General features: G+C 62.3%; 20 protein-coding genes. 13 read left to right on the forward strand and 7 right to left on the reverse strand.

All coding sequences use genetic code 11. The features are described from left to right. Window positions 1-17 precede the first annotated feature (17 nt). From ACO6VM_RS11420 to ACO6VM_RS11435, 4 genes are all read right to left on the reverse strand, one after another. Window positions 18-1,220, reverse strand: coding sequence for a CaiB/BaiF CoA transferase family protein (locus ACO6VM_RS11420; RefSeq protein WP_422403262.1), 1,203 nt, complete (start codon window positions 1,218-1,220; stop codon window positions 18-20). Window positions 1,221-1,282: 62 nt separating this feature from the next. Continuing rightward, complete coding sequence (locus tag ACO6VM_RS11425) at window positions 1,283-2,446, reverse strand: acyl-CoA dehydrogenase family protein (RefSeq protein WP_401057183.1); 1,164 nt, start codon at window positions 2,444-2,446, stop codon at window positions 1,283-1,285. Between the two features lie 69 nt (window positions 2,447-2,515). Then, complete coding sequence (locus tag ACO6VM_RS11430; protein WP_401057184.1) at window positions 2,516-3,112, reverse strand: thiamine pyrophosphate-dependent enzyme; 597 nt, start codon at window positions 3,110-3,112, stop codon at window positions 2,516-2,518. Beyond that, window positions 3,100-3,630, reverse strand: coding sequence for a thiamine pyrophosphate-binding protein (locus ACO6VM_RS11435; RefSeq protein WP_401057185.1), 531 nt, complete (start codon window positions 3,628-3,630; stop codon window positions 3,100-3,102). Before ACO6VM_RS11435 ends, ACO6VM_RS11430 begins: the two co-directional genes overlap by 13 nt. 418 nt (window positions 3,631-4,048) lie before the next feature. Between ACO6VM_RS11435 and ACO6VM_RS11440 the strand changes: the two genes are divergently transcribed. The 7 genes from ACO6VM_RS11440 to ACO6VM_RS11470 all read left to right on the forward strand — a co-directional run bounded on the left by ACO6VM_RS11440 (window position 4,049) and on the right by ACO6VM_RS11470 (window position 10,194). Continuing rightward, window positions 4,049-5,350 carry a dicarboxylate/amino acid:cation symporter gene (locus ACO6VM_RS11440; protein WP_401057186.1) on the forward strand — a complete coding sequence of 434 codons (1,302 nt, stop codon included), beginning with the start codon at window positions 4,049-4,051 and terminating at the stop codon, window positions 5,348-5,350. A 105-nt stretch (window positions 5,351-5,455) separates the two neighbouring features. Beyond that, the gene (locus ACO6VM_RS11445) at window positions 5,456-6,379 is read left to right on the forward strand and encodes a LysR family transcriptional regulator (protein ID WP_401057187.1); all 924 of its coding nucleotides are present in this window, start codon (window positions 5,456-5,458) and stop codon (window positions 6,377-6,379) included. Window positions 6,380-6,429: 50 nt separating this feature from the next. Continuing rightward, window positions 6,430-7,044, forward strand: a complete 615-nt coding sequence (locus ACO6VM_RS11450) for a dTMP kinase (protein ID WP_401057188.1) — start codon at window positions 6,430-6,432, stop codon at window positions 7,042-7,044. 698 nt (window positions 7,045-7,742) lie between these two features. Then, window positions 7,743-8,126 (forward strand): copper homeostasis periplasmic binding protein CopC, encoded by a 384-nt coding sequence (copC, locus tag ACO6VM_RS11455; protein WP_401057189.1) that lies wholly within the window; start codon window positions 7,743-7,745, stop codon window positions 8,124-8,126. A gap of 3 nt (window positions 8,127-8,129) precedes the next feature. Continuing rightward, on the forward strand, window positions 8,130-9,056 hold the full coding sequence (gene copD / locus ACO6VM_RS11460) for a copper homeostasis membrane protein CopD (protein WP_401057190.1): 927 nt from the start codon (window positions 8,130-8,132) through the stop codon (window positions 9,054-9,056). A 62-nt stretch (window positions 9,057-9,118) separates the two neighbouring features. Continuing rightward, window positions 9,119-9,541 carry a hypothetical protein gene (locus ACO6VM_RS11465; RefSeq protein ID WP_258706568.1) on the forward strand — a complete coding sequence of 141 codons (423 nt, stop codon included), beginning with the start codon at window positions 9,119-9,121 and terminating at the stop codon, window positions 9,539-9,541. Between the two features lie 86 nt (window positions 9,542-9,627). Then, on the forward strand, window positions 9,628-10,194 hold the full coding sequence (locus tag ACO6VM_RS11470) for an isochorismatase family protein (protein ID WP_401057191.1): 567 nt from the start codon (window positions 9,628-9,630) through the stop codon (window positions 10,192-10,194). 161 nt (window positions 10,195-10,355) lie between these two features. Here the strand turns inward: ACO6VM_RS11470 and ACO6VM_RS11475 are convergent, their stop codons facing one another. Next, window positions 10,356-11,681: a serine hydrolase domain-containing protein gene (locus tag ACO6VM_RS11475; RefSeq protein WP_422403263.1), complete on the reverse strand. Its 1,326-nt coding sequence runs from the start codon at window positions 11,679-11,681 to the stop codon at window positions 10,356-10,358. Between the two features lie 117 nt (window positions 11,682-11,798). Here ACO6VM_RS11475 and ACO6VM_RS11480 point away from each other — a divergent pair, with 117 nt between their 5' ends. The 6 genes from ACO6VM_RS11480 (at window position 11,799) to ACO6VM_RS11505 (ending at window position 18,506) form a co-directional block, all read left to right on the forward strand. Continuing rightward, window positions 11,799-12,704, forward strand: a complete 906-nt coding sequence (locus ACO6VM_RS11480; RefSeq protein WP_401057276.1) for a LysR substrate-binding domain-containing protein — start codon at window positions 11,799-11,801, stop codon at window positions 12,702-12,704. Between the two features lie 446 nt (window positions 12,705-13,150). Beyond that, window positions 13,151-14,089, forward strand: coding sequence for a cyclase family protein (locus ACO6VM_RS11485; RefSeq protein ID WP_422403264.1), 939 nt, complete (start codon window positions 13,151-13,153; stop codon window positions 14,087-14,089). A 299-nt stretch (window positions 14,090-14,388) separates the two neighbouring features. Beyond that, window positions 14,389-15,561 (forward strand): MFS transporter, encoded by a 1,173-nt coding sequence (locus ACO6VM_RS11490; RefSeq protein ID WP_390970514.1) that lies wholly within the window; start codon window positions 14,389-14,391, stop codon window positions 15,559-15,561. A 76-nt stretch (window positions 15,562-15,637) separates the two neighbouring features. Then, window positions 15,638-16,549, forward strand: coding sequence for a LysR family transcriptional regulator (locus tag ACO6VM_RS11495; RefSeq protein ID WP_401057277.1), 912 nt, complete (start codon window positions 15,638-15,640; stop codon window positions 16,547-16,549). An 85-nt stretch (window positions 16,550-16,634) separates the two neighbouring features. Then, window positions 16,635-17,432: an SDR family NAD(P)-dependent oxidoreductase gene (locus ACO6VM_RS11500; protein ID WP_258706561.1), complete on the forward strand. Its 798-nt coding sequence runs from the start codon at window positions 16,635-16,637 to the stop codon at window positions 17,430-17,432. A gap of 87 nt (window positions 17,433-17,519) precedes the next feature. Beyond that, window positions 17,520-18,506: a zinc-binding dehydrogenase gene (locus ACO6VM_RS11505; protein ID WP_401057278.1), complete on the forward strand. Its 987-nt coding sequence runs from the start codon at window positions 17,520-17,522 to the stop codon at window positions 18,504-18,506. 29 nt (window positions 18,507-18,535) lie between these two features. Here the strand turns inward: ACO6VM_RS11505 and ACO6VM_RS11510 are convergent, their stop codons facing one another. Together ACO6VM_RS11510 and ACO6VM_RS11515 are read right to left on the reverse strand one after the other, a co-directional pair. Next, window positions 18,536-19,321: an SDR family oxidoreductase gene (locus tag ACO6VM_RS11510; protein WP_401057279.1), complete on the reverse strand. Its 786-nt coding sequence runs from the start codon at window positions 19,319-19,321 to the stop codon at window positions 18,536-18,538. Window positions 19,322-19,387: 66 nt separating this feature from the next. Continuing rightward, on the reverse strand, window positions 19,388-20,284 hold the full coding sequence (locus ACO6VM_RS11515) for a LysR family transcriptional regulator (RefSeq protein ID WP_422403265.1): 897 nt from the start codon (window positions 20,282-20,284) through the stop codon (window positions 19,388-19,390). Between the last annotated feature and the right edge of the window lie 119 nt (window positions 20,285-20,403).

Here is a 20,403-nt window from a genome sequence, read left to right on the forward strand (position 1 = left end):
GGGCTGCAAAAAAGGGGTCAGATGACCCCGCAAGTGCGCAGTTCCTCAATGCGTTCGGCAGGCAGGCCGAGCTGGGCCAGAATGCTCGCGCTGTGCTCGCCCAGGCCGGGCACGGCGTCCATGCGCGGGCTGAAGGCGTTGCTGCTGGCCGGGGGCAGCAGGCTGGGAATGCTGCCGTTGGGCGTCGCCACCTGCCGCCAACGACCGCGTGCCTGCAGTTGTGGGTGTCGCCAGACACCCTGCATGTCGTTGACGCGGGCGTTGGCAATGCCCGCGCTGTCGAGGCGGGCGATCACGGTGTCGAAATCGAGGGCCGCGAAGGTTTCGACGATCAGCGCGCGCAAGGCTTCGCGGTTTTCCACGCGCCTGAAGTTGGCCGAGAACCGCTCATCCCGGGCAAGCGCCGGTTGCAGCAGCACCTGCTCGCAGAACAGCTGCCATTCGCGCTCGTTCTGCAGGCCCAGCATCAGGGTGTTGCCATCGCCGGCAGGGAAGGGCCCGTAGGGGTAGATGGTGGCGTGGGCCGCACCTGCTCGGGGCGGCGGTGGTGCGCCCTCGTAGGCGTAGTACAGCGGGTAGTTCATCCATTCCACCAGGCTTTCCAGCATCGACACTTCGACATGGCTGCCTTCACCGGTTCGGCCGCGCAACAGCAGGGCCGACAATACGCCGGTGTAGGCGTACATGCCGGCGGCGATGTCGGCGATCGAATTGCCCGCCTTGGCCATCTGCTCGTCGCCCGGCCCGCCGGTGACCGACAGGAAGCCGCCTTCGCTCTGGATCAGCAGGTCATAGGCTTTCTTCTGCTCGTAAGGGCCACCCGTGCCGTACCCGGATATGTCGCAGACAATCAGCTTCGGGAAGCGCAGGTTCAGGGTTTCGAACGACAGCCCCAGGCGCGCTGCGGCGCCCGGTGCAAGGTTTTGCACCAGTACATCGGCTTGCTCCAGGAGCTGGTCGAGGATGTCGCTGGCCACTTGCTGCTTGAGGTCCAGCGCCAGGCTTTCCTTGGAGCGGTTGGTCCAGACGAAGTGCGAGGCCTGGCCATTGACGCGCTGGTCGTAACCGCGGGCAAAGTCGCCGACGCCGGGGCGCTCGACCTTGATCACGCGGGCGCCGAGGTCGGCCAGTTGGCGGGTGCAGAAGGGCGCGGCGATGGCATGTTCAAGGCTGATGACGGTGATGCCGTCGAGCGGGCGCGGGCCCGTGGGCTGGCTCATGATGATTGTCTCTCTGGTCATGGCTGGTCCTCGCCGCGCTGGGCGGCAAGGGGCGCGTACGGTCAGAACGAACGTGGCAGCTCCAGCAGGTGCTCGGCGACGTACGACAGGATCAGGTTGGTCGAGATCGGTGCCACCTGGTACAGGCGCGTCTCGCGGAACTTGCGCTCGACGTCGTATTCGTTGGCAAAGCCGAATCCGCCGTGGGTTTGCAGGCAGGCATTGGCTGCCTCCCAGCTGGCCTTGGCGGCCAGGTACTTGGCCATGTTGGCCGCCGCACCAGCGTTTTTGCCGCTGTCGTACTCCGCACAGGCACGCCAGCGCATCAGGTCGGCTGCTTCGAGCTCGATATGCGCTTCGGCGATCGGGAATTGAACGCCCTGGTTCTGCCCGATCGGGCGGCCGAACACCACGCGGTCGCGGGCGTACTGGCTGGCCTTTTCGACGAACCAGCGGCCGTCACCGATGCACTCGGCGGCGATCAGGGTGCGCTCGGCGTTGAGGCCGTCGAGGATGTAGCGAAAGCCCTTGCCTTCCTCGCCGATCAGGCTGCTGGCCGGAATCTGCAGGTTGTCGAAGAACAGCTCGTTGGTCTCATGGTTGACCATGTTGGCGATCGGCTGCACGGTCAGGCCGTTGCCGATGGCCTCGCGCAGGTCGACGAGGAAGATCGACATGCCTTCGGACTTTTTCTTCACCTCGGCCAACGGCGTGGTGCGGGCCAGCAGGATCATCAGGTCGGAGTGCTGGATACGCGAGATCCACACCTTCTGGCCGTTGATGATGTACTTGTCGCCCTGGCGCACGGCAGTGGTCTTGATCTTGGTGGTGTCGGTGCCGGTGGTGGGCTCGGTGACGCCCATCGACTGCAGGCGCAGCTCGCCGCTGGCCAGCTTGGGCAGGTAGTAGCGCTTCTGCGCGTCGCTGCCGTTACGCAGCAGGGTGAACATGTTGTACATCTGCCCGTGAATGGTGCCGGAGTTGCCCCCGCAGCGGTTCACTTCCTCGAGGATCACCGACGCCTCGGCCAGGCCAAGGCCTGAGCCGCCGTATTCTTCCGGGATCATTGCCGAGAGCCAGCCGGCGTCGGTCATGGCCTTGACGAAGGCCTCGGGGAAGCCTTTGCGCTCGTCGATCTTGCGCCAGTATTCGGCAGGGAAATCACCACACAGGGCTCGCACGCCTTCGCGGATGGCATTGAGTGCTTCGTTGTCGTAGTCGCTCATTATTGTTCTCCAGGCGAGGCTGGCTTGCCGCGTCATCGTGGTTCGGCGGCAAACCTGCCCCTGACACGGTCAGAGGGGCTGGTAGCCCAGGGCGGCGCGGAAGCGGTTCTTGATGTAGTGGCCGTCACGCGGTGGCAACACCCGCGGTGGGTTTTCCGCTTTGATCTTGACGGTCGCCAGCTTCACCCCTGAACGGGTGGCGAAGCGCTCGCGCAACGCATGCACGCCTTCCATCTCGCGGATTTCAGCGGTCCAGCCGAAGCCGCAGGTATGTGCGACCTGGTCGAGCTTTATGCCGAAACCGGCATGGCTGACCTGCATGCCAGTTTCGCCGAAGTGGCCGTTGTCGAGGACCACGATGGTCAGGTTGGCAGGCTTCTGCAGCGCCACGGTGGCCAGCGCGCCGAAGCCCATCAGCAGTTCGCCGTCACCGGTGATGACCACCACCGACTTGTCCGGCTGGGCATTGGCCAGGCCAAGGCCGACGGTAATGGCGCTGCCCATGGCCGCCCACAGGTAGTAGTTGCCGTCGTGGTCGCCGGCCGCCATCACGTCGTAGGAGGCGGAGCCCAGCCCGGTCACTACCAGCACGTCCTTGCGGTCGGCGAGGAGGGTGCGTACCACTTCGCGGCGGCACAGGGTGTGATTGGCGCTTACTTGACCCATTTCTTTTCTCCGATCAGGCGCTGACCGAGCAGCAGTGCGGTGGCGGAATCGCCGTTGAAGGCCATGGTGGCGGCGCCATGCAGCAGCGGGGCGACATCTGCGGGTACATCGGCGCGCCAGGTCATGACCTTCATCAGCTGCAGGGACGCTTCGGTCGCCTGGCCCATGGGGTTCTGCCAGGCGTTGAACTCGGCCCAGTCGCCGCGCATGGTGATCACCATCAGCAGCGGAAAACCGGCGCAGTTCTGCAGGGCCAAGGTGTTGATGCAGTTGCCTACGCCGCTGGACTGCATCAGCAGCGCGCCGCGCTCGCCGCCGAGCCAGGCGCCGGCCAGGTAGCCGATGCCTTCTTCTTCGGTGGTGAGCACGACGGCCTTGATATCAGGGTCCTGGTAGGACATGCGGATGGCGGCTGAGTGGCCGGCGTCCGGTACGAACACGACATGCTTGACGTCGTGGGCCTTGAGAACGCGAAAGACGTCTTCTTGCCAGCTTTGTTCAGCTTCTTGCGATGACATGGTGGGCTCCAGTGCTGCTCTTGTTTCGGCTCATCATGAAGAGAAAGCAGGGCACCGACGATTACCATTTTTCACTTTGAGATATGCCTTGCTGGCATAGCTCCAGGGGCCGTCAGGCGGCGCTGTGCTATTGCGTAAATGAATAACTGTTAGGCCCGGGATGCGCTTATTCAGCGCGGTGAACTTGGTTAGGGTGCCGAATCGGTGCCTTGGCGGGCGCCGTGCTTGACCCACAACAATAAAATCCGAGGGTACTTCCATGTTCGAACGCTTCCTGCGCAGGCTTTTCCCTGCACTCCCGGCCGCTTTACTGCAGCATTCCTCGGCATGCCCCACGGGGCATCTTGCTTCTGCCTACCTCATTCCGTAATGCGCCGCCTGCGCGGTGACACTTCCATTACTCGATAACAGGTGGACCATGAAATACCGTCTTCCGCTGGCAGGCTGGATCCTGCTGGCCATGCTCACTGGTGTGCTGATCGGCTACACCATCTTCCTCAATGCCCCCGACAAACCCACCGCCATCGAGATTGCCGGGTACTTCTCGATCATCTCCGACGTGTTCCTGCGCCTGATCAAGATGCTGATCGGGCCTTTGGTGTTCTCGACCCTGGTGGTGGGCATCGCGCACATGGGCGATGCCGGGGCAGTGGGCCGTGTGTTCGGCAAGGCCATGCTGTGGTTCATCACCGCTTCGCTGCTGTCGCTGGGGGTGGGGCTGATGATGGCCAATATCCTCCAGCCGGGGCAGCACCTGGCCCTGCCGCTGCCGGACGTCAACGCCAGCACGGCGCTGCAGACGTCGGCGTTCACCTTGAAAGGCTTCGTCACCCACCTGGTGCCAAGGTCGTTCGCCGAAGCGCTCGCCACCAATGAAATCCTGCAGATCGTGGTGTTTTCGCTGTTCTTCGGCGTGGCCCTGGCCGCGCTGGGGGAGAAGGCCAAAGGCTTGATTCGGCTGACCGATGAACTGGCGCAGGCCATGCTGACCATCACCGGTTATGTGATGAAGCTGGCCCCCTTGGCGGTAATGGCGGCCATGGCCTCGACCATTGCCACCAACGGGCTGTCGATCCTGGCAACCTTCGCCGTGTTCATGGGTGATTTCTACCTCGGCCTGTCCCTGCTGTGGGGCCTGTTGATCCTGGCGGGCGCGCTGTTTCTGGGGCGACGCGTGTTCAGCCTGCTGCGATTGATCAAGGAGGCCTTCCTGCTGGCGTTCGCCACGGCGAGCTCGGAGTCGGCTTACCCGAAACTGCTGGCCGCGCTCGATCGTTTTGGCGTTTCGCGCAAGATCTCGAGCTTCGTGATGCCCATGGGCTACTCGTTCAATCTGGACGGCTCGATGATGTACTGCACCTTCGCCGTGCTGTTCATCGCCCAGGCGTATGGCATCGAGATGACCCTGGGTACGCAGGTCCTCATGCTGTTGACGCTGATGCTGACGTCCAAGGGGTTGGCGGGGGTACCGCGGGCCTCATTGGTGGTGATTGCGGCGACCCTGGTGCAGTTCGATATTCCGGAAGCGGGTTTGCTGCTGATCCTGGGCATCGATACCTTCCTCGACATGGGCCGCTCGGCGACCAATGCGGTCGGCAACTCGATCGCCACGGCAGTGGTGGCAAAGTGGGAAGGGGAGTTGCAAGACGCGTCCGACGCAGAAGCGACAACGCCTGCGCGCACCGTTGTCGAGCGGCAAGCCGACTCGAGCCATGCATGAGCAAGGGGTGCTGGTGACTAGCTGATATGCCGAGATGCTATAGCTGATGGCGGGTGGGCTGTTTAAACTGCCCGTCACCCCTTCATCCCTCAGGTTGGTCAGCCCATGGACGTCGTTCAGCTCAAAACGCTTATTCATGTCGCCGAGCTGGGCAGCCTGAGCAAGGCCTCCGACCGGCTGCATATCGCGCAGCCGGCACTGAGCCGGCAGATTCGGCAGCTGGAAAAGGAACTGGGCGTCTACCTGTTCGATCGCCACGGCCGTGGCATGATCATCACCGAGGCGGGCAATGAGGTGCTGCAACATGCCACCCGCATCATGGACGAACTGGAGGCGATCCGCAGTTCGGTCGCGGCAGGGCCAGGGGCGTTCCGTGGCGCGGTGGCGATCGGCACCACCCCCACCATCGCCGAAATCATGACCGTGCGCCTGGCCAAACGGATCCGCGAGGAGAACCCGGACTTGTCGATCCGTTTCACCTCCGCGTTCAGCGGCTATCTGCTGGACTGGGTGCAACGCGGCGAGCTGGAACTGGTGATTTCCTACGACCTGGAGCCTTTGCACACCCTGCGCATCGTGCCGGTGATGATGGAGAACCTGGTGCTGGTCGGCCCGCCCAGTGCAGGCCTTAAGCTGGAGCAGGCGGTCGGTTTTGCCAGCCTTGCCCAGGAGCAGCTGGTGCTCCCCAGCCCGCGCCATGGCTTGCGCAAGATCATGGACCAGTGTGCTGGCGAAGTGGGCTTCAAGATTATCGCCAGCATCGAGGCCGATTCATTTGGCGCAATGATCGACCTGGTACGTAATGGTTTCGGCCTGACCGCCTTGCCACTGGCGTCCATCTATGGCCATCTGCAGGCCGGCACGCTGTGCGCCGCGCCCTTGGTGGAGCCAACGCCGATGCGCAAACTGGTGATGGTGACGCCGGCGGACCGGAAGGTAAGCCAGGCGACGCGCTATGTGGGCGACACCTTTGTCGAGCTGGCATCGGAGCTGGTGGAGCAGGGGATCTGGGCCGGGCATATGCTGTGAGCGCCCAGGTACACTGGCGCGAATACCCTCTATCTATCGTTATGTGAAGCATGAACCGACCGCTATTCGTTTCTCTGGACGGGCCCAAGGGCACCGGCAAAACCACACTGCTGGAGGCCATTACACAAGCGCTCAGGGCCGACGGCTACAAGGTGATCCGCCTTTGCGAGAAGAAAAGCGATCCCTTCAGGGGGGAAACGATGGCCCTGGTCAACAGGCTCGTCAGGCATCCCAGCCAGGAGCTGGAGTTGCAGGTTTGCGCACGCCTGGCGGATAGCCGGGCCTGGATTTCACAGCACGTGCTGCCCAAGCAGCCGCCGGGCAGCATCATCCTGATTGATCGCTGGTACCCCTCCGATGCCGCGTTTCGCCGGACAGTCCCGTTTGCCGAGATTCTGCGGTTGAACATGGAGCGCAACGTGCGCGTGCCGGACCTGCATGTCGGGGTTGTCACCGACCCCGAAGTTTCATGGGCGAGGGCGGCGGCACGCACCCGTGGGCTGGGCAGTACGGTGATTCATAAACTGCAAGAGCAAGTTGCCTGTACCCAGGCGTTCGAGCGGGCGGTCGCGGATCATGGCTGGGTGTTGTGTCGTAACGAGGGCACGATCGAAGCGGCGACGGCGCAGGTGGTTGCCGAGATTCGTGGCGTACTAGTACGCTAATTTATTACGTATCTTTTCGTGCTTAGGTACATATTGCATGGGAAGCGCCATGACGGCCAAGCGCCTGTCTTGGTATCGCATGTGGGCGGCTAGGTGCATGGCGATGGATGTTCAGCGCCTATGAGATCGAGCGCCGCCCGCGCGGCGCTTCGCGGGTAAACCCGCTCCCACAGTTTATTTCGGGCCAATTATTCCTGTGAGAGTACCAGCGCCTGCCTTGGTGCATGTCTTGAGTCATGTGGGGCGGCGGCAACGCCCACACTGAAACCGCGTCGTACCAACAAGGCGGACCAGGTTATGGCACAGAAGAGACTGGCCCGAAACAGATGTGGGAGCTGGCTTGCCAGCGATGCGCCGCGCGGGCGGCGCTCGATCTTGAGGGCGCTGCAAAACCATCGGCATGCTCCTGGTGGCCATTACCCAATTTGAATAATCAGCCAAACCACCACAGCACTTCGCGGTGGTTTCTGATGATGGCTATCAATTTATTACGTAATTGATATGAATGACGGCAAGCGCGCTCATACCCGTAAACAGCGGCGCCAGGCCCCTTTCAAGCTGACTGAAATGTAATCGCACGTTCCTTGCGCCTGTGACATCGTGCACCTGCACCGTGACGCTGATTCAGCGCTTTCACGGACACGATATCCACTCCCTAAAAAACTCGAACTGACAGCGCTTGCTGTGAGGAGCCTTGCATGCCTTTCCATAAAGCCACCGCTGCAACACTTGCGCTGACCGCCGGGTTGTTCCTGAGCGCCGTTGCCCAGGCACACCCCAGGCTCCTTTCATCCACGCCGGCGGAAGGTGCGGATGGCGTGGCGCCTTCGTCCATCGCGCTGCATTTTTCCGAGCAACTTACGACCCAGTTCTCGGGAGCAAAACTGATCATGACCGACATGCCGGGAATGCCAAATTCGCCCATGGGGGTACAGGCAGCCGTCGCCGCGGGCGGTGATCCGAAGACCATGATCATCACGCCTGCAGCGCCCTTGACCACGGGCACTTACAAGGTCGAATGGCGTGCTGTTTCTTCGGACACTCACCCGATTACCGGCAGTTTTTCCTTCAAAGTGAAATGATCCATGGGCGACTCGCTGACTATCGCGGTTCGTTTCACGCTTTATCTCGACTTGATGATGCTATTCGGCTTGGCGCTTTTTGGCTTGTATGGCCTGAGGGGGAAGGAGAGGGCGTCGGGCACGGTCTTGCGCTTTGATTCGCTGCTGTATGGCACGTCGCTCTTGGGTATAGCGCTATCCCTGGTCGCGCTGGGTGTTCTTGCGAAATCCATGAGCGGTGTGTCGGGCTTCATGGAGCTGCATCACCATTTTTTCCAGATGATCCTGACGGGCACTGATGTCGGCCTGAGCTGGCTGGTCCGCATTACCGCACTGCTTGTCGCTATTGTCGGCATCTCGCAATACAAACGCTTTGTGACCGCCAGCCTGTGGGTCGTCACTGTGGCCGGAGCCGTTGCACTGGCCAGCCTAGCGTGGACCGGCCATGGGGCGATGGGCGAGGGGAGTCGTGGCTATTGGCAGCTCATAGGCGATGTTCTGCATCTGCTGGCTGCGGGCGCCTGGCTAGGGGCGTTGGCGGCGTTCGCGTTGTTGCTTCGCTGCAAATCACTGAAAGGCGAACATGAGGCGCGGCTTCTTGCCCGGGTATTGACTGGCTTTGAATCGGTCGGCGCCGTGATCGTGGTTGTCATCGGGCTCACTGGAGCAATCAATTACCTCTTTATTGTTGGCCCACATATCGATGGCGTCATGTTCAGTACCTATGGTGCTCTGCTGTTTTTGAAGGTCCTGTTATTTGGCGCAATGATCGCGCTGGCTGCACTCAATCGTTTTCATTTGAGCCCGCTGCTGGAGCGTTCGGTTCGAAATGGCGAGTATTCGGTTGCGGTGAGTGCCTTGCGTCGAAGCCTGGTATTCGAGCTTTCAATGGCCATCGTCATTATTGCCCTGGTTGCATGGCTGGGCACTTTGAGCCCTGAGGTGGAATGAGCGCGGGATAGAAATGGCTGTAGGACGCTATGCTGATCATATGGCCCCTTGAGGTGCTGATCATGCGCAGGATGATCTTGCTCGTCGCAGCCAGTGTTATTGCGGGCTGCCAGACGCCGATGCCAACCGCCAATCCAGAGATGGCCTGGGTCGACTTGTCGATACCGTTTCCCAACGACAGAGTGTTGCTGGCCGAGCGCCTGGACAAGCAACGCCTTGAAGACGGACGTTTTTTCCAGGTTACGCCCGGCAGCCACGAATTGATGGTGAAGTTCGACTATGAAACCAGCGGCGGTGGCGGCATGAGCATGATGGGCGGGCCTTCGGTACGCGAATGCTACCTGACCGTCAATTACGGCCATTTCACAGCGGGACAACGCTATGTGCTCGAGGCTCGTTCGATTGCCTTGAACCCGGAGGCACGGTTGTATGACGGCGCAGGGAAAGTCGTTGCTGAGGTCAGTGAGTTTTATTGCCTGATGTGAGCATGAACCGTGGGCGTTGGGCGTTGCTGGCGGAACCTTGTTGCAGCACACTCGGCCTGATCATCAGCCAAAGGAACTGAAATCGGATGAAGGACCTATCCAGCGCTGTGCCCCTTGTGATCCTTGACGTACAAGATGCCATTGATCGCCCGAACTGGGACGGCAAAAGCAATCCTGGGTATCTGGCAGTGATCCAACGACTGCTCGCGCTTTGGCGATCAAAAGGCTGGCCTGTTGTGCACGTTAAGCACGATGAGCGGACGCCGACATCCAGCTATTACGTAAATGGCCCGTGGAATGGCATCAAGCAAGAGGTTGCTCCGATCGAGGGTGAAGCGGTCATTATCAAACAGGAGAACTGCGCATTCATCGGTACCGAGCTCGACGCCACGCTTGGCAAGATGCGGGTGAAGCGTTTGGTGCTGACGGGGGTTGTCATTCATAACAGCATGGACGCCACCGTCCGTGCGGGAAAAGCACTGGGGTACAGCATTATTCTTCCGTCAGACGCCACGACAGCCGTGCCCGTTGTCGGGCCGAATGGAAAGCGCTGGGACGCTACAACCGTTCATGAGCTGACCTTGGCGATACTCGGGGGGGAATATGCCGATGTCATGTCGTCGGATGAAGTGATCGCGCAGTTCGCGCTGTGAAGCCTGACATCGGGTTGCATGGAAATCATGGAGCAGGGAGCGGTTAACCGCTGGGCGGCAGCATTACAAATACACAATTTAACATAATATACATTATGCGCATCTTGGCATTGCAGCGTGGCCCCGGTTCCCACCAGAATCGAAACCACGCCCAAGGCTTTTTACCGATCCAGCGCCTCGCTCACCGCATTTACGAACAACGCCTGTTCGTCATACAGCGAACTCGGTGTCTCTGCGTTCTTCCACGTCGACCATTGCACCACCACCAGATTCTCGGCCGGATTGATCGCAATCGTCTGCCCGAAGATTCCCAGTGCCCAGAACGTCTTGTCGCTGGTTGCCGTGCGCTTCGGTGCGCTGTCGGCATTCGCTGCCGGCGCGTTGTACCACCATTGGTAGCCGTACTGGCCGTTGGGCGCTGCGGCGGTTACCGAGCCTTTGGCTTGGGTCCAATGCGTCGAGCGCGCAATCCAGTCGTCCGGGAGCAGCTTCTCACCGTCGGGCAACTGGCCGCCGCTCAGCACGAACTGGCCGAAGCGGCCCCAGTCACGTAGCGTGGCGTTGAAACCATGTCCGCCCATGTCGACCTTGCCGGGCACCAGTGCGTGCCATACGCCATCCTGCTGCATGGCGTAACGGCTCCAGATGCGGCTTTCCAGGTACTTGGCCAGGGTCATGCCGGTGGCGTTTTCCAGCACGCGGCCCACCAGCCAGGCGCCGCCAGTGTTGTACGACCATACCTCACCGGGTTTGACGCCCGGTTTGCGCTTGACCGAACGCACCAGCTGCAGCACGCAGTCATAAGGGTCTGGCCTGGCTTCGCACTGGGTCATGTGGGAGAAGTCGGAGTCTTTGGAGGCGTAGTTTTCATCCCACTGCACGCCCGAGGTGTGCTGCATGAGTTGATGCAGGGTCACGTCCTGCCACTCGGAGCCCTTGAGTTCCGGCACATAGGCGCTGACTTTGTCGTCCAGGGACTTGATCTTGCCTTCTTTCAGCGCCACGCCCACCAGCACGCTAACCACCGACTTGGCCACCGAGCGCGAGGTCCACAAGGTTTGCGCGGTGTTGCCCTGGGCGTAATGCTCGTAGGCGACTTTACCGTCCTTGAGCACCAACAAACCGGTGACGCTCTGGTTGGCCAGGTAATCGGCCAGGTTGTGCTGCTTGCCTTCGAGTGTGTACTGGATGTCGCTCAGTTTGTGCTCGGCCTCGGCCAGCGGGTATGGCTTGGCGCCATGGCTGCTGAACACATCGCCGGCGTACAGCCGGTAGGTATTGCGAAAGCCCACCACCCGTGTGGCCTGGTCCCAGGTCAGCATGTCCTTGGGCGCAGGCAGTACCTTGTCGAACGGCTGCGGGCAGCGCTCAAGGCCTTGCACGCCACATGGGCCCTTGCTTTCGGCTGCTTGCGCGGCAGTTGCCAGCAACGCCAGGGCCAGTACGGACAGGCTGGTGAACGACTTCTTTATTGTTGTTGGCCGCATCAGGGGCTCCTTCAAAAGCGCGGAATTACGCGTTTTTGAGTGTCTACAACTTGAGCCTGGGGTAAAAGCACAATAAATTTGCCTTCACTATTACAAAAAATAACACCCGAGGTGCCCATGCCCCTGCAACGCCTACCCCCGCTCAACGCCGTGCGCGCCTTCGAGGCTGCGGCTCGTCTGGGCAGTTATGTGGCTGCCTCGCAAGCACTGCATGTGACCCAGCCGGCGATCGGCCGCCACGTGAAAAACCTCGAGGGCTGGCTGGGCGTGCGCTTGCTCGAGCGTTCGCCACGGGGCGTGAGCCTTACCCAGCAAGGTGCGCACTACTACCAGGCAGCAGCCGAAGCATTGCAGATACTTGCCGACGCCGGTGCGCGCCTGGCCCGGCGTGACGACGAGCGCTGGCTGCGTATCCTTTGCGTGCCGGCGTTCGCCTCGCGCTGGCTCACACCCCGTATCGAAGAGCTGCGCAGCTTGCGCCCAGGCGTGAAAATCGCCATCGAGCCGAATGCCCGCTTCACCTCGGTGGACGCTCGCCAGGCCGACCTGGGCATTGCCTATGGCTTGCCTGGCGAGTTGTCCGGGGTGCACCGGGTGCTGATTCGCCCCCAGGTTTTTCCGGTCTGCTCACCAGGTTTACTGGCCCGCCTGCCAGCTGGCCTGGATGCCGCGAACTTGCCCACATGCCCGTTGATCCATGTCGACGACGGTACCTGGTGGAACAGCTGGTTTGCTGCCAACGGCCTGCGTGTGCGGGTGCACTCGGACACTTCGCACGTGAGCAACGATGTGGTGCTCACCCTGGCGCAGCGCGGCCAAGGCATCGCACTGGCCACCGAGGTGCTGGTCGGTCGTGAGCTGCAGGATGGCAGCCTGGTACGCTGCGTGCCGCAGGCAGCACCGCTTGAAAGCTACCAGGTACTGACCCCTGGCCAGCCGCCGTCGGCCGATGCGCAATGGTTCATGGGCTGGCTGGAAAGCCACTTGAAGGCCGCCTTCCCCGGTGCTTCGAACACCCCTTAATATAACTCAACTAAATGTTTATTTAGTTGAGTTATATATATTTCTTGTCAAGCAAGTTGCCTTGCTCCCTCAATATTCGATAGCGACAAGACCTGGATTTTCATTGCTTACTGCAGTGGGAAGATGGCGGCGAACAATCTCGAATATGCGAAATCAGTGTTCGAAATTACTCTATATAGAATTGTACAAGTCCAGACCGAAGGCATCTGGCCCCCTCTCCTACCCTCTCCCCAGGAAAATACTCCGCTGATAGCTACTGTCTGGAGCATCTCCTCTAGCGCAGCCTTAATTATTGACTTCAAGGCAAATAAATTTGGCTTCTACAGGGCTTAATTCGCAAATGTAAACGCCGCAAACTGCGAACCATTGCTTAGTCCACTGGACCGCATCATCCCCTTGCACTGTTCGCACTTGCCTTGACGGCCTTCGTCAACTGGAGAACCACGATGAAAACCTTTTCAAAATTCGCCCTGGCGGCCTTGCTACCACTTGCCATGCAGGCCGCCTCCGCAGCCGATTGGTACCCTTCTGCCTACGGCCCAAACGATGAGATCGGCGCTGCCAACTTGTTGACCCCGGACGTGGTCAAACAGGCGGTCGGCCTGGTCAAGACGGGCAAGACCTATCCGTTGGCCGTACCCGTAGACAAGAACCTTCCTGCATTCCGCCATCGTAGCTTCCGTCTGTACAACGTGCAGGTCGGGCAGCAAGCCGGCAAGTCGCTGGGGCCGAACAAGTTCACTTTCAACGATGAACTGGTAAATGCCTGGACCGGCGTTGGCACCCAGCTCAACGGGATTGGCCACATCGGCATCGATAATCTTTATTACAACGGCAACAAAGCGGCCGACTTTGTGACTGTCGATGGCGTCACCAAGCTCGGGGTCGAGAAAGTGCCGCCTATGGTGACCCGTGGCGTGGTGCTGGACATGACCGCTTACTACAACAAAGCCATCGTGCCCGGTGGCACCGAGTTCAGCGTGGCCGACATCCAGGCTGTATTGAAGAAGCAAGGCCTGACTCTGCGCAAGGGCGATGTGGTGCTGTTCAACACAGGTTGGCTGGAACTGATCGGCAAGGACAACAAGCAGTTCCTGGAAGTGGAACCCGGCATCGGCATGGAAGCGGCGCAGTGGCTCGCAGACCAGGGCATCGTCGCTTTTGGCGGCGACACCTGGGCCTCGGAGGTTTATCCGAACCCGCATGGCCAGGACGAGTTCCCGGTCAACCAGTACATGCTCGCCAAGCGCGGTATCTACAACCTGGAACTGATCGACAGCCGTGCATTGGTGCACGACAAGGTTTGGGAGTTCCTGTTTGTACTCGGCCAACCGCTTTATGTTGGCTCCACTCAAGTCAACATCAATCCGGTTGCGATTCACTGATCGCTCTACCACCAAGATCCCTGCCCGCTGCGGACTCTCTCGCTGCGGGCTTGCCTCTCTTGATCCGTGACTTCAAGTCAAAAGTGATTGGCGCAGTCATGACTTAATCCATCCGCACAAGGTGGAGATACTGCGCCCACTAAGCGATCCCACCACACGCCAGCCGGAGGCCTTCCGATGAGCCTGCATGATCAGTCCCCATTACCCACCTATTCCCAAACCTTCTTCACTGCCACCGCCCTCACCCACCACCGCATGCAAGGCCCACTGACAGAGCTCGCCGCACAGGAGTCCGCGCAATGAAACCCGGGCACGTCTTGACCGCCCTGGCCATCGGCGCCTTCGGCATCGGCACTACCGAGTTCACCCCCATGGGCCTGCTGCCGGTGATTGCCCAAGGCATGGACGTCAGCATCCCCAGCGCCGGCATGCTGGTGACGGCCTATGCCATTGGCGTGATGCTGGGCGCCCCGATCATGACCCTGCTGTTCAGCCGCTTCGGCAAGCGCGGTGCACTGATCGCGCTGATGGCCATCTTCACCCTCGGCAACCTGCTCTCGGCCCTGGCGCCGGGCTACGGCACCCTGCTCGCCTCGCGCCTGATCACCAGCCTCAACCACGGTGCCTTTTTCGGCCTGGGTGCGGTGGTGGCTGCCAGCGTAGTGCCACGTGAGAAACAGGCCAGCGCCATCGCCACCATGTTCATGGGCCTGACCATCGCCAACATCGGTGGCGTGCCCGCCGCCACCTGGATCGGCCAGCAGGTCGGCTGGCGCCTGGCCTTCGCCGGCACCGCGCTGCTCGGCATCCTCGCCATGGCCGCCTTGTGGTATGCCCTGCCCAAGGGCGAGCGTGGCAGCGTGCCCGATGTGCGCCGCGAACTCGCCGTGATCGCCCGGCCAAAGGTGCTGCTGGCAATGGCCACCACCGTGCTCGGCGCCGGTGCGATGTTTACCCTCTACACCTACGTAGCCCCCGTGCTGGCCGAACTGACCGGCGCCTCGGACAGCTTCATCACGCTCGGCCTTGTGCTGATCGGCGTAGGTTTCACGCTCGGCAACAGCCTGGGCGGTCGCCTGGCCGACTGGTCGCTGGACGGCTCGGCACGGATCTTCCTCGGCGCTCTGGCCTTGATCATGCTGCTGATGCCGCTGGTACTGGGCAGCCACCTCGGCGCCGCCCTGGCCTTGCTGGTATGGGGCGTGTTCACCTTCGCCGTGGTGCCGCCACTGCAGATGCGCGTGATGACCGCCGCTGCCGAGGCGCCGGGCCTTGCTTCTTCGATCAATGTCGGCGCGTTCAACCTCGGCAACGCGGTGGGCGCGGCGCTGGGTGGTGGCGTCATCAGCCTGGAGCTTGGCTATGCTGCAATACCGGTAGCCGGTGGCCTGCTGGCAGCGGGCGGGCTGATGCTGGTGTGGCTTGGCGGGCGCGGCAAGGCCACTGCCAACACCATCGGCGAGGCTGCGTAACATCACCTGGCGTGCACTGAGGCTGGCCAAATCGGGACCGCCCTCGTAGAACGTGGAGCAGTCCCCAGGAGGTCCCATGCAAGATCTACGTCAGTTGCGCTACTTCGTCGCCGTCGCCGAATGTGAAAACGTCGGCCGCGCGGCGGAGCAGCTACACATTTCCCAATCCCCGCTGAGCCGGCAGATCGCCCAGCTCGAAGACCACCTCGGCCTGGCCCTGTTCGAGCGACGCAACCAACGGCTGTTCCTCACCACTGACGGGCGCATCTTCCTGGCCGAAGCCCGCGGCCTGCTCAAGCACGCAGAACGTCTGGAGTCGCTGGGTAAACGCCTGGGCCGCGGCGAGGAAGGCGGCCTGTGTATCGGCTACGTCAACCACGCCATCCATGCCGGCGTGCTGCCCGGCGCTGTGCGGGCCATCCGTGGCAGTCGCCCGCAGATCCACATCGCCCTCTACAACATGACACCGGGCGAGCAGTTCGAAGGCCTGCGTCAACGCAGCCTGGACATCGCCCTGGTCTGCGAGCCCGCGCCCGACAACGATCCCGATCTGCTGGCCCTGCCCGTGCTGGACGACCCCATGCTGCTGGCGATTCCCGCCGAGCACCCGCTGGCGGCCCAGGCCGAACTCATCCCCGCCGACCTGCATGAACAGGAGTGGATCATCACGGGCGGCCAGCCCGACCAGGTCAACAAGCGCGATGACTTCATCGCCCGCTGCGCCGATGCCGGCTTCACCCCACGCCTGTCGCTGGAGGCGACCGACCCGCTGAGCGTGCTCGGTTTGGTGTCCGCAGGGCTGGGCCTGGCCATGGTGCAGAGCAGCCTGGCGGCCAGCGCGGGCCCTACCGTGGTGTTGCGCCAGCTGGACTGGTTCAGGCCCTGCGTGCGGCTTTGGGCGGCCTGGCACCAGGTAGACCTGCGGCCGATCGTGGGGGTTTTCCGCGAGCAGGTGTTGGCGCTGGCCGAGCAGACCCAAAAGGTCTGAACCCAGTCGGATTATGTCTTTTACAGTCTTTTAGCGCCTCACTAGCATGGCCTCATCGATGCAACTCACCCACAGGAGCCATTCCATGAACATCGACCTCGGCGGACGCACCGCCATCATCAGCGGCTCGACCGGCGGTATTGGCCTGGCCATCGCTCGCGGCCTGGCCCGTGCCCATGCCGACGTCGTCATCGCCGGCCGAAGCCAGAAATCGGTGGATGCCGCCCTCGCCGAACTGCGCGCCCAAGGCGGGCGTGGTCAGGTCCACGGTGTCGTTGCTGACCTGGGCAGCGCCGAAGGCGCCCAGACCCTGTTCGACGCCCATCCAAGTGCCGACATTCTGGTCAACAACCTGGGCATCTACGATGACGTCGACTTCTTCGAGGTAGCCGACAGCGAGTGGGCCCGCTTCTACGAAACCAACGTGCTGTCCGGTGTGCGCCTGGCTCGCCACTACGCACCGGCCATGGTCGAAAAAGGCTGGGGGCGGATCCTGTTCATCTCGTCCGAGTCCGGCATTGCTATCCCGGCCGACATGATCAATTACGGCGTGACAAAGGCCGCCAACCTCGCCGTCTCTCACGGCCTGGCCAAGCGTCTGGCAGGTACCGGCGTCACCGTCAACGCAGTACTGCCCGGGCCGACCCTGACCGACGGCGTCGCCAACCTGGTGGCCGACGCCGCCAAGGCCTCCGGCCGCAGCATCCGCGAAGAGGCTGACCATTTCGTGCGCAGCGCCCGTCCGAGTTCGATCATCCAGCGCGCCGCCGAGGTCGACGAAGTCGCCCACCTGGTGGTCTACCTCGCGTCCCCCTACTCCTCCGCCACCACCGGCGCCGCGCTGCGGGTCGACGGCGGTGTGGTCGACAGCCTCGCAATCTGAACCCAGCTTGCTTGAACACAAGGGCCGCACAGCGGCCCTTTGTCATTGATGGCTACCCCTGGCCTCCTACTCTTACGAGGAATCCTTATGCACAACACCTATCGAGCCTGGGGCTGGACCCCGGACGCCGGCCTGGACGGTTTGCAGCTCATCGATAAACCCCTGCCGCAACCCGGCCCTGGCCAAGTGCTGGTGGCCAACCGCGCCATCGCCCTCAACCCGGTGGACTGGAAAATCTGTGAATGGGGCCATGCCGACTGGCGCCAGGGCACCGTACCGGGCGTGGATGGCGCCGGCATCGTCGCCGCGGTCGGTGAAGACGTCGACCTGCCATTGGGGACACGCATCGCCTATCACCAGTCGCTGTCCCGCGATGGCAGCTTCGCCGAGTACTGCCTGCTCGACGCCGACCTGGTGATGCACATTCCGGGCAACCTCGAAGCCACCGCCGCCGCCGCTGTGCCTTGCCCCGCGCTGACCGCTTGGCAAGCGTTGGCCAAGGTCGCCAACGGTGCATCCGGCGATGTACTGGTGGTCGGTGCGGGCGGCGCAGTCGGCTTCTACCTCGCCCAGCTCGCCGCGCAGCGCGGTCTGCGGGTGTGGGCCACTGCTGGCGAGAAACATCATGCCCGCCTCAAGCAAATCGGCGTGATCGAGGTGTTCGAATATCGCGCCGGCGACTGGCAGACACGCTTGCAAGCCGCCCTCGGCGAGCGCCCGCTGCACGCGCTGTTCGACACCGTCAGCGGTGTGCATGCCGCAAGCCTGGCCCACCTGTTGGGTTACAACGGCCACCTGGTGTGCATCCAGGACCGCCAGGAAACCGCGCCGCTGGCCGCCTTCAGCACAGCAATCTCACTGCATGAAGTAGCCCTCAACAGCATTCATGCCCATGGCCGATTGCTCGATCGCCAGGCGTTGAAGGTCGCTGGAGAGCGTTTGCTGCAAATGGTCGCCGAGGGTCGGCTACTGGCGCCGGAGCGCCGGGACTTTGCCTTCGAAGCGCTGCCGCAGGCGTTGCGCCAGCTCAAGGACGGCAGCGCGTCCGGCAAGTGGGTGACGCGGCTGGATTGATCGCTTGCCGTGCACCCGGATGCTGTTGCTCAGAAGGTCCCTGGATAGGCCCCGCCATCGATCAGCAGGTTCTGCCCGGTGATATAGCCCCCATGGCCGCTGCAGAGGAACGCACAATACGCCCCAAACTCTTCGGCATTGCCGAACCGCGCCGCCGGTATCGCCTGGCGGCGTGCCTGAGTCGTCGCCTGCAGGTCACCGCCGGCCTGGCTCGCAGCCTGCAGGGTCTTGTGCAGGCGTGCCGTGTCGAATGCGCCTGGCAGCAAGTTGTTCAAGGTCACATTGCGCCCGGCCAGGCGCTGCTGGCGGGCAAGCCCGGCGATGAAGCCGGTCAGGCCGCTACGTGCGCCATTGGACAGGCCCAGGATGTCGATCGGCGCCTTGACCGCGCCGGAGGTGATGTTCACCACCCGGCCAAAGCCACGCTCTGCCATGCCATCCACCACGGCCTTGATCAGTTCGATAGGCGTGAGCATGTTGGCGTCCAGCGCCTTGAGCCAGTCATCCCGGCCCCAGTCACGGAAATCCCCCGGCGGCGGGCCGCCTGCATTGTTGACCAGGATATCGACCTGCGGGCAGGCACTGAGCAGCGCCTGGCGGACCGCAGGCTCGGCCACGTCACCGACGACCGTGCCCACCTCGATTGCCGGGAACCGGCTACGCAGCTCGGCAGCAGTCTGCTCCAGGGTAGTGGCGGTACGCGCATTGATCACCAGGTTGACGCCTTCGCCCGCCAGGGCCTCGGCGCAGCCCTTGCCCAGCCCTTGGCTGGCGGCGCAGACGATCGCCCAGCGGCCTTTGATACCTAGATCCATGATCGGCTCCTTAGATTTTGTACGAAAAGTATGGTCATCCCGCCCGGGGAGGGAATCATAGGGTCCTCAGTACTCTGCGCCAGCCAATACGATCTGACGAAACTCGCCTACTATCGGGCGCAGGTCAACTCGGTGCCAGGCTGCCCAGAGGCCGATGCTTTGCTGTAACCACGGCAACTCGCGCAGGACCACCTCAGGGTTGCTGCCAGCGCCAATGCTCTGCTGTATCAGCGCCAAGCCTAACCCCGCGGACACCAACCCCAGCGCACTCAGCGGTTCGGCGGCCTCCAGCCGGATCTGCGGGGTAAAGCCTGCCTCCACGCAACGGGCCATGAAACGCTCGCGACGGTTGGGGGTCGCGTGCCCGTCGACCATGATCCAATCCTGCTCGTGAAGGTCGGCAGGGTCGATCTGCGCCTTGTCTGCCAGTGGATGCCCAATGGGTAGCGCGAGATAGAGCGGGTCCTGGAATACCGGTATTGCCAGCAGGTCCAGATCCCCCACCGGTATCGGCTCGCACACCAGCGCGATATCGAGGCTGCGCTGGCGCAACCCCTCGAATTGCTCTTGGGCCGTCAGGTTGTACAGGGCGATATGGATGCCCGGCCGTTCCTCACGCACCTGGCGCAACGCCTTGGGCAACACCCCTGCATGGATGGCGTGGCTGACGTAGCCGATGCACAGCCCGCCCGTCTCGCCCCGGCCCAATCGGCGGCCGAGTGACTCAAGGCGTTCGGCGTGTTTGAGCAGGGCCTTGGCCTCGTACAGGAAGGTCCGACCGTCGGAGGTGATGCGCAGCCGTTGCTGGCTGCGTTCGAACAGCTGCAGCCCCAGGCGCTCCTCAAGCTGGGCAATCTGCCGGCTAAGCGGCGACTGGGAGATGTGCAGTTGCTCCGCCGCCTTGCCCACGTGTTCCAACTCAGCCACGGCGACGAAATAACGGAGTTGTCTGAAGTCCAGCATATGAGTCTTCGAAAATGAGTAAGGCCGCGGAAACACGGCTCGGGGCGGGCTGCTCAGGCTTGGGGGGGGCTTTCGGGCCCAAACCCACCCCCACACCCTCCCCTTCTTTCTTCCTTCCA

Origin of the sequence: Pseudomonas sp. GZD-209 (assembly GCF_049310485.1) — a bacterium.
GTDB classification, from domain to species: Bacteria; Pseudomonadota; Gammaproteobacteria; order Pseudomonadales; family Pseudomonadaceae; genus Aquipseudomonas; species Aquipseudomonas sichuanensis.